This is a genomic window from Limosilactobacillus walteri, assembly GCF_014830205.1.
Lineage (GTDB): Bacteria > Bacillota > Bacilli > Lactobacillales > Lactobacillaceae > Limosilactobacillus > Limosilactobacillus walteri.
Genome location: NZ_QORN01000006.1, coordinates 53101 through 70360, shown reverse-complemented (window position 1 = coordinate 70360; position 17260 = coordinate 53101). Strand labels below are relative to the sequence as shown.

Below are 17260 nucleotides of genomic sequence, written 5' to 3'. Positions count from 1 at the left end.
TTAAATAAAAAAATATTGTACACCTGCTTCTTATCCATCTGGATAAAAACAGGTGTTTTTCTATATAATACCAAAATCATTAACTGAAAACCGCTCAGTCCGAAATTTAAGCGGTCGTTAAAATCGCTAAACCATGCTATAATATAACCGTAAATGATTCAACAATTAGGCTGATAGCTTAACGGTAGCGTTCTTGTTCTGGTGTACTGCAATACACCACCAGCCAAAAGGGTATCAGCTCCTAAGTTGACAACTTGTGCATTGGTGGTAGCCAGTGCACCTTTTTTATTATAGTAAACTATAATGTAATTTTCTTTTCCTTATTAGCAGTTTTGTATTCGCTTATTAGTCCCTTTCTAGTTAGTTGCAAACATAATTTAAGCTTTTTTTTATAGCTTAACTCATCCTCTTTGGACAAATCACAAATAAAACTTAGCGAATTATTATCGGAACTGTTATCGTCTTTCCAATATAAAACATCTTTTTTAAATTTTTTATCTTTAAATAATTTTTGATCGCCTTCTAGAGTTTCTTCTAATATAATATAGCGATAAAAACTAAGTTCATCTTTAGTATCATGACATTTTAGGCCATAAATACTGTATTTTTTATGAGCAAAAACAATTTTATGATCTAGATTTGGGTACTTTATATAAAAAGAAACTACCGTTTTAAATTCAAATTTAGCATCATCTAATTTTTCTTCTACTTTGTCTATTTTTAAATGATCTACATTAAGGACGAAATCATCAAGTGGTAACAGTTGCGTTACATTAGAGCCTTTATCTCCAGAAAATCTTAAAATAAGACCAGCATCTTTTAAAGCGTTATTCCAATTATTGATTGTCCTTGGATTAGTTTGCAATTTGTTTGATATAGTAGCAATGCTATGCCAAGAATATCCACCATTGTTATTAGCGGATTCTGCATAATACAGATATAAATTCATTGCTGCTGAACTTTTTAATAAAGGCAGATATTGTAAAATGCCATTAGCAAGAAGGAAATATCCTCCTTGCTCTTTTTTTACTTTTAACCATTCTTTATATAAAAAACTCTTTTTCTTAACGGCTTCGTCTGACTCGTCTTTTAAATGGAGATCTGCATCAAGTGTCATTTTGCCCTCCTAAAATAAATTTTACATGTGAAAAATTATGAGAGAAGTCTCAACTTCTATTTTACGATAAATTCGTTTTGTGTTTAGTAATAGTTTGGTAGTTTTAGTTTTTTGCTATATTTATTATATAGTTACTTGGAAATATATATCGTAAATTTGCGCATTAAACTTCTGCACTTTGCGCTTTTTGTTTTGAAAAATAAAGTATATACTACGCCATAGCAATGCGAAAAGTATTGCAGTAACTGATTTATATGAGATTAAATAGCTTAAAAATCATCTATGCCATGCATGAAAGGAATGAAGACCATGATTAATAATTCGAATTTTGAATGGGAACAAACAGTTTGTACAAAGAAAGATACATTTTTAGAATGTTTTGAAAAAGCACGAAAATTGAGTGAAGCAAAGCGATTATCAATAAGTGTTATGAGAGGCAATGAGCTGGATGGAGTATTTTATTCAGCTAAAGCCTATGATGAATTATTAAAGCAAATTAATGGGTTAAAACGTGAAATTTCAATCTTGAAGAATAGGCAGAATTAATAGCTAAGCAAAGAAATTAACTAGCAATATATTAAATATAGTGAGCATCTAATTTATTTTAATAGTTTAGAAAGGAACAGTAACAAATGGATAAGTTACAAGTATTATTTACACCAGAACAATTAAAAAATATTAGTGATCAAATTATCATGATGATTCATAAAGAGCAAGAGTTAAATGAAAGTATTGAGAAGAAACCCTATCTAAAGCTAAATGAATTTGCAGAATGGACAGGATTCACAAAGCCGACAATTCGGAAGTTTGTTAAAGCAGGCTTACCTGTTGCGTACGTTGGTAATCAAAAGGTATATGGAAAACAAACATATATCAATTGGCTTAAAGCTAAAGAAAAATAAATAAAAGCTCGTAGAAGGGTCCTTTTGTTAAGAAATGATATATCATGGTAATGAACCATTTATTACTGTGATACTTGAGGATAGAAGTAATAGAGGGTTAAATATTATGAAATATAAGAAAACCAATAAAATAAAATATACGCCTGGCAAATTAAAACCATACTCTTTTAGATTATATGTAGGCGTAAATGAACTTAATGGAGCTGTTATTCATAGGCAAAGATCTTTTAAGACTTATGAAGAAGCCTTGGAAGCATTGGTAATTATGAAAAAAGCGGTGAAACGAGGTGAGTTTATTTCAAGTAAAAAAAGATATAAATTTCATGACTTAGTAGATTTATGGCTTCCTCAATATAGAACAACGGTAAAACCTTCGACATATACTGTTGTTAATCAATTAGTTCATAAGCATATTCTAGGATCATTAGGCGGTTTTTATTTGGACAAATTAACTGTGATTAAGTGTCAATCTATCGTTAACGAATGGTTTAAGAAATATCCAAAAAGTTATAAAAGAATCTATACTTATGCTCGGAAAATATTAGATTATGGATGGCGAATGGAATTAATCACTTCAAATCCTATGGCAAAAGTCATAAAGCCAAGATTGAAAGAAGAACCTCAACCATTTACTAATTATTATAGTAAGACAGAGCTGAATCTTTTTTTAAATGCTTGTAAAAAGTATAATAATCCTATTTATTACACGTATTTTCGCTTACTAGCATATACAGGTCTAAGACCAAGTGAAGCACTTGCACTAAAATGGTCTGATATTAATATTTTTAATCAATCTATTAGTGTTTCGAGAAGTGTTGACACTAAAGAACATAATGAGATAGTCATTGATAAACCTAAAACAAAATTTAGTATAAGAACAATTGATATTGATGATGGTACTTTGAATGTCTTAAAAGAATGGCATAAATATACTAATTCGAAGTTAGTTAAATTAAAAGATGGATATGTTTTTAATAATCCTAATCGTCCGGAAGGTGTTTTTGTGCGTCAGGATGTGAGACGTTGGGATTATGATATTGCTAATGCCAATCAACTAAGATATATTAGTCCTCATGGTTTTAGGCATACTCATGCTAGTATGTTATTTTCTGCTGGTGTACAAGCAAAAGATGTACAAGAACGATTAGGACATTCAACTATTAGAACAACTCTTGACCTATACGTTCATCTTGGTAAGCAACATAAAAAGAAAGCAGTATCAAAGTTTGCTACGTTCATGGAAGGATAAATTTGGTCGATATTTTTGGTCGTTGCAATTAGGACTTGCTTTCTTTCCTAATATAATAGGAAAGAAAGGGATGCAAAATAATTCTTGTAATTCCGACTATTAAAAAGCCTATTGTAGTTTATTGATGACAACTACAATAGGCTTTTTGCATAATTAATTTTTAACAGTGTTGCTTAAATGAAGCTATCTTTGAAAAATACATCGATTAAATCAAATGGTATTTTTTCGATCTTATCGTACAAGTCAATATGTTCACAGTCTTCAACCACTAACTTTTGTTTTGGTTGATTTGCAAGATAGTAAGCCCGTTCAGAGTATGGTCGTGAATGAGCCTTGTCGCCGTAAACAAATAAGATTGGTCGTGGAGAAATTTCTTTAATATAATCTAAGGCTGAAAATTCTAACATCGCGAGGTTAGATGTAGTTGTTGCAGAGCCACGGCCATTGGGGTGGAAGCCACGTTTAAGAGCATAGAAGCGTAGCCACTCATTTGTTAACGCATCTTGGTTAGGTAAATCATTAAGGTCATCAAATGGTGTTTCAGGGAAATTCGGATGGTATTCAGGCTGTCCATTTTCAAAATCAATCCACCGTTGCTTTGATAATTGATCTTTTAATTGGAAAAGTTGTTCTGGTGCAAGGTTTGCCATTTCTCGAATATCAGTCATATCGTACATTGACACAGTTGCAATTGCTTTAATTCTAGTATCAACTGCTGTGGCGCTAAGGCCAAAACCAGCTCCCCCGCTGATGCCGATTACCCCGATTTGATCGCGATTAACATGAGCTGCTTTTGTGCCAAGATAGTCAACCGCCGCACTGAAAGACTCAGCATAAAGGTCAGGCGAAGCAACATGCCGCGGTTCACCTGCAGATTCGCCCATATAGACTTGATCAAATGTTAATGTAACATATCCTAATTGGGCGAATTGATTTGCGTAGACAGAAGCAGATTGTTCTTTTGTACTTCCGTAAGGGGCGCCAACAATTAGTGCTGGAAGAAGCTGGTCATCTTTTAAATTTTTTGGTGTATAAATGTCAGCAGCGATTGCTATCCCGTAGCGATTATTATAGCGAACGTGCTGGCGTTCGACGTTTTCATCTAGCTTGGTGATATATCCATAAGCCATTAATATCACTCCTTTGAATGGTTAGTTAAATTATAACATTCATCTCGCGGTGGAAGCGGAAAGTTTAATGAGTAAATTTTTAGTTAGAAAAAGGAAGTGATTTACTGTACAAAAGTATTTTAATTGGTTTGTCGTTATAACTTACTGGTAAGATTACGATTTGATGTTGAAATAAGACTAATGGTATTGAATTATATTTATTAAATGTGCAAAATTTCACTTTAAATTTGTGTAGTAGTTTGGTACTATAAGCATTGTAAAAAGTAATTTGTTTATTAAAGGAGATCTTACCTTATGAAGGCTGCTGTAATTAATGATCCAGTAGATGGATACGTTACTGTTAAAGATGTTCAACTTCGGGATTTAAAGCCAGGTGAAGCATTAGTTGACATGGAATATTGTGGTTTATGTCACACTGATCTGCACTGTGCTGCTGGTGACTTTGGCAAAAAGCCAGGTCGAATTATTGGTCACGAAGGTGTTGGCCGTGTATCAAAGGTTGCCCCAGGTGTTACTTCCTTGAAGGTTGGCGATCGTGTATCAATCGCATGGTTCTTTAAGGGCTGTGGACACTGTGAATATTGTTTGACAGGTCGTGAAACACTTTGTCGGAACGTTCTTAATGCTGGTTACACTGCTGATGGTGCCATGGCTGAACAATGTATCGTTCCGGCTGATTACGCTGTTAAGGTTCCAGAAGGCCTTGATCCAGTTGAAGCTACTTCATTAACTTGTGCTGGGGTTACGATGTACAAGGCATTGAAGGTTGCTGATATCAAGCCTGGTCAATGGGTATCAATTGTTGGTGCTGGTGGTTTAGGTAACTTGGGTATTCAATTTGCCCACAACGTATTTGGTGCCCATGTTATTGCCGTTGACGGTAACCCTGACAAGCTTCAAGCTGCTAAGGAAAACGGTGCTGAAATTTTGATTAACCGTCATGATGGTGACGTTGATCAACAAATTCAAGAAAAAGTTGGCGGTGTTCACGCAGCTGTTGTTACTGCTGTTACTACTGCTGCCTTTGATCAAGCAGTTGATTCTCTTCGTCCAGATGGGAAGCTTGTTGCAGTTGCTCTTCCACAAGGTGACATGAAGTTAAACATTGCTAAGACAGTTCTTGATGGTATTATCGTAGCAGGTTCATTAGTTGGTACTCGTCAAGACTTAGCTGAATGTTTCCAATTTGGTGCAGAAGGTAAGGTTCACCCAATCGTTCATACTCGTAAGTTAAGTGAAATCAATGATATGATTCAAGAACTTAAGGATAATAAGGTTGTTGGTCGTAATGTTGTTGATTTTGTTCACAATGATAACGATTAATAAAAATAATTCATATTAATTCTCCAATGAAGCTAGGAAAAGCAAAAATTTTCCTAGCTTCATTATTTTTAATTGGTAATCTTGAAAGTAGGCGATGAATAGAAAAATGTGGTAAAATAATGGTCAAGATTAGTCAAAAAGCCGAGGTGATATAATGGAGAATAAGAGTATTTCAGATATTATCGAAGCATATTTAAAAGAGATTCTTGGTGACTCAGCACATATTGAGATTCGCCGTTCTGAGATAGCAAATCACTTTGATGTTGTACCTTCTCAGATTAATTATGTAATTAAGACTAGATTTACCATTCAAAATGGTTACTTGGTAAAAAGCAAACGTGGTGGTGGTGGCTATATTAGAATCGAACGTGTTAATTTACTTGATGATGTAAGTGTGCTAAACTCACTTATCCAAGCAATTGGCGACTCAGTTCGTGAACGAGATGCATTTGATATCGTTCGGACTTTATATGAAGAAAAAGTAATTACCAGACGTGAAGGTGATTTAATGTTAGTTGCACTTTCCAAGCAAACTTTAGCACTTGATGATAATGCAATTGAAGATCGGCTTCGTGCTCGTATATTAATATCATTTTTGAATCGCTTGCGTTATGAGAGTTAGAAGGGGGAATGTACATGGATAATATGTTCACACCAAGTGCAAAGCACGTTTTAGCAATTGCACAAGAACAAGCAAAGTATTTTAAGCATCAAGCTGTAGGAACAGAACACCTTTTACTTGCTCTTTCAATGGATAAAGATGGGATTGCAAATAAAATTTTTGAACAATTTTCAGTGACAAGCGATGATATTCGTGAAGAAATTGAACGGCTGATTGGGTACGGTACAATGGAAAACTTAGGTGTATCTGATTATTTACCATACTCACCTAAAGCTAAACAAGTCTTATCATTAGCTGGTCGGGAAGCGCAGCAAATGCATGCGTTAAAAATTGGGACCGAGCATTTATTGTTAGCATTAATTGCTGACGAAAGCGTGCTATCTTCGCGCATTCTATATAGCTTGGATATCGTTCCTCGTCAAATGAGAAAGGTTATTTTGCGGCGATTAGGGGTAGCTGATAACCAGCAGCGTTCTAATAATCGTCAACAAAACCGTCATAATTCCAAGACAGGGACACCGACATTAGATAAGCTTGCTCGTGACATGACCGAGCTTGCCCGTAATGGCCGGTTAGATCCGGTTATTGGACGAGACAAAGAAGTTAAACGTGTTGAACAAATCCTTAGTCGCCGAACAAAAAATAATCCTGTTTTAATTGGTGAACCAGGAGTAGGTAAAACGGCAATTGCAGAAGGGTTAGCTCAACGGATGGTGGAAGGAAAAGTTCCAGCAGAGTTAGCTAATAAACGGTTGATGATGCTTGATATGGGTTCATTAGTAGCTGGGACCAAATATCGTGGAGAGTTTGAAGATCGTCTTAAGAAAGTTATTGATGAAATTCAAACAGATGGTCATGTTATCTTATTTATTGACGAGCTTCACACGTTAATTGGTGCTGGTGGTGCAGAAGGAGCAATTGATGCGTCCAATATCTTAAAGCCGGCACTGGCCCGTGGTGAATTGCAAACGATTGGGGCGACTACCCTTGATGAATATCAAAAGTATATCGAATCTGATGCGGCTCTTGAGCGACGGTTTGCAACTGTTCAAGTTGATGAACCGACAACTGATCAAACACTGCAAATCTTGCGTGGATTACGACCAAAATATGAAGAACATCACCATGCTAAGATTACTGACGAGGCTCTAGAACAAGCAGTTAAATTATCGGATCGTTATATTGCCGATCGGTTCTTGCCAGACAAAGCAATTGATCTTATTGACGAATCAGCAGCAATGGTGCGGATTGATGCAGAAGATAAGAAAAATCGGCAGCCATCATTAGCACATCAATTAGAAGAGCTGCGTGAACAAAAAGAAGAGGCGATCGATAATCAGGATTTTGATAGGGCAGCAACTTTACGCCAACAAGAATTAGTAGTAAAAGATAAACTTGAGCGTAAAGAGCAACGTGATCAAAAAAAGGATTCTCATGATTATAAGCTTCAAGTTAGCGGGGAAAATATCGCCCAAGTTGTTGCTGAATGGACTGGTGTTCCGTTGACACAATTAAAAAAGAGTGAAAGCGAGCGGTTAGTAAACCTTGAAAGAGTCCTTCACCAACGGGTAATTGGCCAGGATGAAGCAGTTTCGGTGGTAGCAAAGGCAATTCGTCGTGCAAGAAGCGGGTTAAAGGATCCGCGACGGCCAATTGGATCATTTATGTTTTTAGGTCCTACTGGAGTCGGTAAAACCGAACTAGCAAAGGCATTAGCTGCAGCTATCTTTGGATCAGAAGATAATATGATTCGGATTGATATGTCTGAATATATGGAAAAGTATAGTACAAGTCGGTTAATTGGTGCTGCTCCTGGATATGTGGGTTATGATGAAGGAGGGCAGTTGACTGAAAAAGTTCGGCAACATCCATATTCTGTAGTATTATTAGATGAAGCGGAGAAAGCTCATCCGGATGTCTTTAATCTCTTGTTACAAGTATTAGACGATGGCTATTTAACGGATGCTAAAGGCCGTAAAGTCGACTTTAGAAACACGATTATTATTATGACTTCTAACCTTGGTGCGACCCAGCTCCAAGACGAAAAAGAAGTTGGATTTGGCGCAAAAGATATGTCTCAAGATTATTCTGCGATGGTAGGAGCGATTAAACAACAAATGAAGCTTTATTTCCGTCCAGAATTTTTGAATCGGATTGACGAGACTATTATTTTCCACTCCCTACAAAAGAAGGAACTTCACCAAATAGTCAAATTAATGGTTGCTGACCTCAGTAAGCGGATAAGTGAACAAGGTATCAACCTAAAAGTTACGCCAGCAGCAATTGATTTAATTGCTAAGTTAGGTTATGATCCTGCTTATGGTGCAAGACCATTACGGCGTGCTCTTCAAGATCATGTTGAAGACGACTTGAGTACAGGTCTCCTTGATGGTGAGATAAATGTTGGTGATGATGTAACGGTAGGTGCTCATCACGGCAAAATTACTTTTAAGGTAAAAAAAGCTGATGCAGATAAAGCAGTTGAACTAAATTTGAATAAATAATCATAAAGCAGTAGTTACTCGTTTTATATAGGGTGATTACTGCTTTATTGTATGGATACGGTAAGTAAAACATGAATTAGTCTATGATGGGATGTGTTGTTTTTTTAAAATGAAATAAACATTTTTACAAAACTTGTTCTCTACTGATAACGTGAAAATTATATTGGGAAATATTCGTTTATCACATTTTGCGATTATTTTTCCAAAAGAGTTGTCAAAAGATAAGCTATAGTTTTATAATGTGTTTATCAGATAATTAATAACAAAAAATAGGGGATGAACATTAAATGAAGCGTGCGGAACAATTAGAAAAAACAAGACAAGCAATTTTAAAAACCGCAACAAAATTATTTTTACAAAAAGGCTTTGGTGAAACTTCAACTCGTGATATTGCAAAACAAATTGGAATAACCCAGCCAGCCTTGTACCACCACTTCAGCGACAAGGAAGTTCTGTACCTTGATGTTATGACTAACTTATGTGGCAAAGTGCGTCAAGATATCAATAAGGTAATGAGAAAACATGACTTGACACCTAACGAACAATTATGGCAAATTACAAAAGCATTGAAAAAACATCATCCGTTGAGTATTTATGATCAATATAACCAGGCGATGCGGTTACTATCAAAAAGTGCCCAACAGAAGCTTAATATGATTTTTACGATGGATTATTTAGAACCGATTGCAGCCTTTTTCCGTCAACCGGAAGTTGAGCTACGTCCGGATATTCTTCCTAAAGAAGCTGCCGAATTATTTATTGCTGGTTTAACACCAATTTTTGGTACTTCCCAATTAATTGGGGGGCATTCAATTACCCCAGAACAGCGTGACCAATTAATCCTAGACTGCATTATTAATGGTTTGTCAAATTGGGGCGGAAAAGGATAAAAAACTTTATAAAAAGTATTGACAAAATTTAATAGAACTTATATACTTAAATAGTATGTAATTGTGAGTTCATTTGAATCTGGTGATCTATTGTCCATCAGATTCTGCATAAAAAGCCAAAGACAGTTAATTAACTGTTTTTGGATTTTTTTTGCTCAAAAGTTGCTTTTTTGGCAAATTGTAACCAAAATGTAACATTTAAATGTGCTCGCGGAATAAATTAGAGAGGTGAACAGTTTGGCTGGACATTTAGTTAAATACGGTAAGCACCGTACCCGTCGTAGCTACTCGCGAATTAAAGAAGTTCTCGAATTGCCTAACCTTATTGAAATTCAGACCGATTCTTACAATTGGTTTATGGATAAAGGTTTACGGGAAATGTTTGATGACATTATGCCAATTGATGATTTTCAAGGTAAGCTTTCCTTGGAATTCGTTGACTATCAACTTTTAGAACCTAAGTACACTGTTGACGAAGCTCGTGAACACGATGCTAATTACTCAGCACCACTTCATGTTACTTTACGGTTAACTAACCATGAGACTGGTGAAATTAAGTCCCAAGATGTATTCTTTGGTGATTTCCCACTAATGACTGACCAAGGTACTTTCATTATTAATGGGGCTGAACGAGTTATTGTTTCACAATTAGTTCGTTCACCTGGTGTCTACTATAGTGAAGAAGATGACAAAAATGGTCGGCCAAACTACGGTGCTACTTTTATTCCTAACCGTGGTGCATGGCTAGAATACGAAACCGACGCTAAGAATGTATCATACGTACGGATTGACCGAACCCGTAAATTACCAATGACTGAATTAATTCGTGCATTGGGCTTTGGATCTGATGACGAGATTATTGATATGTTTGGTGGCGATAGCGAAACGTTATCATTAACTTTAGATAAGGATGTTCACAAGAATACTGAAGACTCACGGGTTGAAGAAGCATTAAAGGACATCTATGAACGTCTTCGTCCAGGTGAACCAAAGACTGCTGATTCTGCACGAAGTCTTTTGACGGCACGGTTCTTTGATCCTAAGCGTTATGATATGGCCCCAGTTGGTCGTTACAAGACTAATAAGAAGTTAATGCTGAAGTACCGTTTACTTGGTGAAACTTTGGCTGAGACTTTGGCTGATCCTGATACTGGTGAAGTTTTGGCACAAAAGGGCGACACAGTTACTAAGGAACTCCTTAAAAAACTAGAACCTTATCTTGATCGTGATGACTTTAAGACTATTACTTATACACCATCTGATGAAGCTGTAGTTACTGAACCAGTTAAGCTTCAAAAGATTTTAGTATATTCTAAGACTGATCCTGATCGTGTTGTGCCAATCATTGGTAATGGTCACATTCCATTAGAATACAAGCATATTGAACCTGCTGATATCCTTGCATCATTAAACTACTTCTTTAACTTGCAAGAAGGTATTGGTACTACTGATGATATTGACCACTTGGGTAACCGTCGTATTCGTTCAGTTGGTGAATTACTTCAAAACCAATTCCGGATTGGCCTTGCCCGGATGGAACGTGTTGTTCGTGAACGGATGTCAATTCAAGATCCGGATACCGTTACACCACAACAATTAATTAATATTCGGCCGGTAGTTGCTTCTATTAAAGAATTCTTTGGTTCATCGCAACTTTCCCAGTTCATGGATCAAACGAATCCATTAGGTGAATTAACTCATAAACGGCGTCTTTCTGCCCTTGGACCTGGTGGTTTAACTCGTGACCGTGCCGGATATGAAGTGCGGGACGTTCACTATACCCACTATGGACGGATGTGCCCAATTGAAACTCCTGAAGGGCCGAACATTGGGTTGATCAACAGTTTATCCTCATATGCTCGGGTAAATAAGTACGGTTTCATTGAAACACCATACCGGCGTGTCTCCTGGAAAGACCACAAAGTTACTGATAAGATCGACTACTTAACTGCCGATGAAGAAGATAACTTCATTATCGCTCAGGCTAACACCCCATTAAATGATGATGGTTCCTTTGTTGATGACCAGGTTATGGCTCGTGATAAGGATGACTACATCGAAACTAGCGTGGAAAACATTGACTACATGGATGTTTCTCCTAAGCAAGTTGTTTCTGTTGCCTCTGCTTGTATCCCATTCCTTGAAAACGATGACTCCAACCGTGCATTAATGGGTGCTAACATGCAGCGTCAAGCAGTCCCATTGATTAATCCGCATGCTCCATTAGTAAGTACTGGTATTGATTACAAAGCTGCCCATGACTCTGGAGTTGCTATGATTGCCAAGAAACCTGGGACGGTTGAATATGTGGATGCTCGTGAAGTTCGTGTTCGTGAGGAAGATGGTACTTTAGATACTTACAAGTTGATGAAGTTCCGTCGGTCAAACGGTGGTAAGAACTATAACCAACGGCCAATTGTTAAGGTTGGTGAACATGTTGATGCCGATGATGTATTAGCAGATGGCCCGTCAATGGAACAAGGTGAATTAGCCCTTGGACAAAATCCATTGATTGCTTTCATGACTTGGCAAGGATACAACTTCGAAGATGCCATTGCTATTAATGAACGGTTAGTTAAGGATGATGTTTATACATCTATCCATATCGAATCTTACGAATCTGAAGCACGTGAAACCAAGCTTGGACCTGAAGAAATGACTCGGGAAATTCCAAACGTTGGTGATGACGCGTTGAAAGACCTTGACGAAAATGGGATTGTACGTGTTGGTGCTGAAGTTCATGATGGAGATATCCTAGTTGGTAAGGTTACGCCAAAGGGAATGACTGAATTATCCGCAGAAGAACGGTTGCTTCATGCAATTTTTGGTGAAAAGTCGCGTGAGGTTCGTGATACATCCTTGCGTGTTCCTCATGGTGGCGGCGGTATTATTCAGGATGTTAAGGTATTCACTCGTGAAAACGGTGATGAATTAGCTCCTGGTGTAAACACAATGGTTCGTGTATATATTGCTCAAAAACGTAAGATCCAAGTTGGGGATAAGATGTCTGGACGTCATGGTAATAAAGGTACTGTTTCAATTGTGGTTCCTGAAGAAGATATGCCATACATGCCAGATGGTACTCCTATCGACATTATGCTTAGTCCCATGGGTGTGCCTAGTCGTATGAATATTGGACAGCTTCTTGAATTGCACTTGGGGATGGCTGCCCGTCGTCTTGGCATCCATATGGCTACTCCAGTATTTGATGGTGCTTCGGATAAAGATGTTTGGGATGCTGTTAGAGAATCAGGATTCCCAGAAGATGGTAAGACGATTCTTTATGATGGCCGTACGGGTGAACCATTTGAAAATCGGATTGCTGTTGGTTCAATGCATTACCTTAAATTAGCCCACATGGTTGATGATAAGATTCATGCCCGTTCAACTGGACCTTACTCACTTGTTACTCAACAGCCATTAGGTGGTAAGGCACAATTTGGTGGACAGCGGTTTGGTGAAATGGAAGTTTGGGCTCTTGAAGCATATGGTGCTGCTTACACCCTTCAAGAAATCCTTACTTACAAGTCAGATGATACTGTTGGTCGTGTTCGGACTTACGATGCAATTATCAATGGTCAACCAATTCCTAAGCCAGGTGTTCCAGAATCATTCCGTGTTCTTGTTAAAGAATTACAAGCATTAGGTCTTGATATGAAAGTTCTTGATGGAAATAATAAGGAAATTCAACTAAAGAACATGGACGAAGATGATGATGAAGTTGTTAATGTTGATGCTTTGGCTAAGTATGCAGAGCAACACAAGACAGATGAAAAGAATAATGAAGAAGATAAGTCTGAAACAACTTCTACAACTACCGATGACAAGACTAATCAAAATTAATATTTAGGTTGCTACGGTTTACTGAAATAAGGAGGAACATCCTTTGATTGATGTCAATAAATTTGAAAGTATGCAGATCGGTCTGGCATCTCCAGATAAGATCCGTAGTTGGTCATATGGTGAAGTAAAGAAGCCTGAAACGATTAACTATCGGACATTGAAGCCAGAAAAGCAAGGTCTGTTTGACGAACGAATCTTTGGCCCAACCAAGGATTACGAATGTGCTTGTGGAAAGTACAAACGTATCCGTTACAAAGGTCGTGTTTGTGACCGTTGTGGTGTTGAAGTTACAAGTGCAAAAGTTCGTCGTGAACGAATGGGACACATTGAGTTAGCTGCTCCTGTATCTCATATTTGGTACTTTAAGGGAATCCCAAGTCGGATGGGACTTGTATTAGATATGAGTCCACGTTCACTTGAAGAAGTTATTTACTTTGCTTCATACGTTGTTCTTGATCCGGGTGATACACCACTCGAAAAGAAGCAACTTTTAACAGAAGCAGAATATCGTGATAAAAAGGCAGAATACGGCGACCGGTTTAAAGCTGAAATGGGTGCTGCTGCCATTCAAAAACTTTTAGCAGACGTTGACTTGGATAAAGAAGCTGCTGAATTAAAAGAAGAACTAAAAGAAGCTACTGGTCAAAAGCGGACGCGCGCTATTCGCCGTCTTGATATTCTTGAAGCATTCATTAAATCAGGAAATAAGCCTGAATGGATGGTAATGGATGTAATTCCAGTTATGCCACCAGACTTACGGCCAATGGTCCAACTTGAAGGTGGACGGTTTGCAACATCTGATTTGAACGACTTATACCGGCGGGTAATCAACCGTAATAACCGGTTAAAGCGTCTTCTTAAGTTGCAAGCGCCTGGAATTATTGTTCAAAATGAAAAACGGATGTTACAAGAAGCAGTTGATGCTTTGATTGATAATGGACGGCGCGGTCGTCCGGTTGCTGGACCTGGTAATCGTCCATTGAAGTCTCTTTCACACTTGCTTAAAGGTAAGCAAGGACGTTTCCGTCAAAACTTGCTTGGTAAGCGGGTTGATTACTCTGGTCGTTCAGTTATTGATGTTGGTCCATCACTTAAATTGAACCAAATGGGACTACCAGTACCAATGGCTCTTGAGTTATTTAAGCCATTTATTATGCACGAATTGGTTAAGCGGGGCCTTTCTGCCAATGTTAAAGCAGCTAAGCGTAAGATTGACCGCAGTGATGATGATGTCTTTGATGTATTAGAAGATGTTATTAAAGAACACCCAGTTCTCTTAAACCGGGCACCTACTCTGCACCGTTTAGGAATCCAAGCCTTTGAACCAATTTTGGTTTCTGGTAAATCAATGCGTCTTCACCCACTAGTATGTTCAGCTTACAATGCCGACTTTGATGGGGACCAGATGGCTATTCACGTTCCATTATCGGACGAAGCCCAAGCAGAAGCACGGTTATTGATGCTTGCTGCTCACCACATCCTTAGTCCTCGTGATGGTGAACCAATTGTTTCGCCATCACAGGATATGGTTATCGGTAACTACTACATGACTACTGAAGATAAGGGTCGTGAAGGTGAAGGAATGATCTTTAAGGACACTGATGAAGCTGAACTCGCATACCGTAATGACTATGTTTCATTACAAACACGGGTAGGGGTTCAAGTATCGGCATTCCCTGATAAGCCATTTACTGATGAGCAACGTAACAAGATTATGGTAACAACTGTTGGGAAACTTCTTTTCAACCGGATCATGCCAGAAGATTTTGCTTACATTAATGAACCTACTGATGCTAATATTCAAAATGGGGTTGATGATCGGTTCTTCTTAGATCCTGGTGAAGATATTCATGAGTATTTAGAAAATGCTCCATTAGTTCCACCATTTAAGAAGGGCTTCTTGTCAGACCTTATTGCGGAAGTATACAAGCGGTACAAGGTTACAAAGACATCCCAATTCTTAGACCGAATCAAAGATTTAGGATACTATGAATCAACAATTTCTGGGTTAACAACTGCTATGTCTGATATTCATGACTTGCCAGAAAAACCAGAAATTCTTGAAAAAGCACAAAAACAAGTAGCTCTTATTACTAAACAGTTCCGTCGTGGTTTAATTACTGATGATGAACGATACGAACGAGTAATTGGCGCTTGGAACGATGCTAAAGATGAAGTTCAAAACAAGCTAATTGAGCACATGGACATCCATAATCCAATTAACATGATGTCTGACTCTGGTGCTCGTGGTAACATTTCAAACTTTACGCAGTTAGCTGGTATGCGGGGATTGATGGCATCACCAAATGGTAAGATTATGGAATTGCCGGTTAAGTCAAACTTCTATGAAGGACTTTCTGTGTTGGAAATGTTTATTTCATCACACGGTGCTCGTAAGGGTATGACTGATACTGCCTTGAAGACTGCCAACTCAGGTTACCTAACTCGTCGACTTGTTGATGTTGCCCAAGACGTTGTTGTTCGTGAAAAAGACTGTGGAACTGATCGTGGCCTTGAAGTTACTGCTATTACTAACGGTAACGAAATGATTGAACCGCTTTATGATCGGATTATGGGTCGTTACACGATGAAGTCTGTCTTTGATCCTAAGACTGGGGAAAAGATTGTTGACAAGAACGTGCTTATTGATGAAGCAATGGCCCAAAAGATTGTTGATGCTGGTGTTAAGAAGGTAACTATTCGTTCAGCATTTACTTGTAACACTGAACATGGTGTTTGTGAACGTTGTTACGGCCGAAATGCTGCGACTGGTGACCGGGTAGAAGCTGGTGAAGCTGTTGGTACTGTTGCTGCCCAATCAATTGGGGAACCTGGTACACAGTTAACCCTTCGGAACTTCCACACTGGTGGGGTTGCTGGTAATGATGATATTACCCAAGGTCTTCCACGTATCCAGGAAATTGTTGAAGCTCGTAATCCTAAGGGTCGTGCTACAATTACTGAAGTTACTGGTGAAGTGGTATCAGTTGAAGAAAATCCAGCTGAACGGACCAAAGATGTCACTATTAAAGGTGAGACTGACACTCGGACATATACATTACCTATTACTGCACGGATGAAAGTTGCTGAAGGTGACTTTATTCACCGTGGTGCACCACTGAATGAAGGTTCAATTGATCCTAAGGAATTAATTCAAGTTCGTGATGTACTTTCAACAGAAACTTACCTCTTAGCGCAAGTTCAAGGGGTTTACCGTATGCAGGGTATCGACTTGCTGGATAAGCACGTTGAAATTATGATTCGTCAAATGATGCGGAAAGTACGGGTAATGGATCCTGGTGATACAGATCTCTTACCGGGTCAATTGATGGATATTAGTCAATTCCGTGATGCTAATAAGGATACGTTGATTGCTGGAAATATTCCAGCTACCGCACGTCCAGTTATTCTTGGTATTACTAAGGCTGCCCTTGAAACAAATAGTTTCCTATCAGCCGCTTCATTCCAAGAAACAACACGGGTATTAACTGATGCTGCTATTCGTGGTAAGAATGATCCATTAGTTGGATTGAAAGAAAATGTTATTATTGGTAAGATTATTCCTGCAGGTACTGGTATGAGTGCTTACCGGAATATCAAGCCAAAGGAAGTTAGTGTTGCTGCCTACTCAATTAAAGACATTGAGGCAAAATTAAAAGAAGAAGACAAGCAAAACTAAG

General features: G+C 38.0%; 11 protein-coding genes. 9 read left to right on the top strand and 2 right to left on the bottom strand.

Annotated features, from left to right (window positions below):
• Positions 1-298: 298 nt before the first annotated feature.
• Complete coding sequence (locus tag DTK66_RS02200; protein WP_191667636.1) at positions 299-1117, bottom strand: helix-turn-helix domain-containing protein; 819 nt, start codon at positions 1115-1117, stop codon at positions 299-301.
• Positions 1118-1408: 291 nt separating this feature from the next.
• Between DTK66_RS02200 and DTK66_RS02195 the strand changes: the two genes are divergently transcribed.
• The 3 genes from DTK66_RS02195 to DTK66_RS02185 all read left to right on the top strand — a co-directional run bounded on the left by DTK66_RS02195 (position 1409) and on the right by DTK66_RS02185 (position 3268).
• Complete coding sequence (locus DTK66_RS02195; RefSeq protein ID WP_225208955.1) at positions 1409-1663, top strand: hypothetical protein; 255 nt, start codon at positions 1409-1411, stop codon at positions 1661-1663.
• Positions 1664-1749: 86 nt separating this feature from the next.
• Entirely contained in the window at positions 1750-2019 is a 270-nt protein-coding gene (locus tag DTK66_RS02190) for a hypothetical protein (protein ID WP_153700593.1), read from the top strand.
• A 106-nt stretch (positions 2020-2125) separates the two neighbouring features.
• Positions 2126-3268 carry a site-specific integrase gene (locus DTK66_RS02185; protein WP_191667635.1) on the top strand — a complete coding sequence of 381 codons (1143 nt, stop codon included), beginning with the start codon at positions 2126-2128 and terminating at the stop codon, positions 3266-3268.
• Between the two features lie 173 nt (positions 3269-3441).
• Here the strand turns inward: DTK66_RS02185 and DTK66_RS02180 are convergent, their stop codons facing one another.
• Entirely contained in the window at positions 3442-4398 is a 957-nt protein-coding gene (locus DTK66_RS02180; protein ID WP_153930139.1) for an alpha/beta hydrolase, read from the bottom strand.
• Positions 4399-4692: 294 nt separating this feature from the next.
• Between DTK66_RS02180 and adhP the strand changes: the two genes are divergently transcribed.
• From adhP to rpoC, 6 genes are all read left to right on the top strand, one after another.
• The gene (gene adhP, locus DTK66_RS02175) at positions 4693-5721 is read left to right on the top strand and encodes an alcohol dehydrogenase AdhP (RefSeq protein WP_153930140.1); all 1029 of its coding nucleotides are present in this window, start codon (positions 4693-4695) and stop codon (positions 5719-5721) included.
• A gap of 154 nt (positions 5722-5875) precedes the next feature.
• The gene (locus DTK66_RS02170; RefSeq protein ID WP_191667634.1) at positions 5876-6343 is read left to right on the top strand and encodes a CtsR family transcriptional regulator; all 468 of its coding nucleotides are present in this window, start codon (positions 5876-5878) and stop codon (positions 6341-6343) included.
• A gap of 14 nt (positions 6344-6357) precedes the next feature.
• Positions 6358-8847: an ATP-dependent Clp protease ATP-binding subunit gene (locus DTK66_RS02165; RefSeq protein WP_191667633.1), complete on the top strand. Its 2490-nt coding sequence runs from the start codon at positions 6358-6360 to the stop codon at positions 8845-8847.
• 287 nt (positions 8848-9134) lie between these two features.
• Complete coding sequence (locus DTK66_RS02160; protein ID WP_182596567.1) at positions 9135-9737, top strand: TetR/AcrR family transcriptional regulator; 603 nt, start codon at positions 9135-9137, stop codon at positions 9735-9737.
• A gap of 228 nt (positions 9738-9965) precedes the next feature.
• Positions 9966-13580 (top strand): DNA-directed RNA polymerase subunit beta, encoded by a 3615-nt coding sequence (gene rpoB, locus DTK66_RS02155; RefSeq protein ID WP_191667632.1) that lies wholly within the window; start codon positions 9966-9968, stop codon positions 13578-13580.
• 43 nt (positions 13581-13623) lie between these two features.
• Complete coding sequence (gene rpoC, locus DTK66_RS02150) at positions 13624-17259, top strand: DNA-directed RNA polymerase subunit beta' (protein WP_153930145.1); 3636 nt, start codon at positions 13624-13626, stop codon at positions 17257-17259.
• Position 17260: the final 1 nt, after the last annotated feature.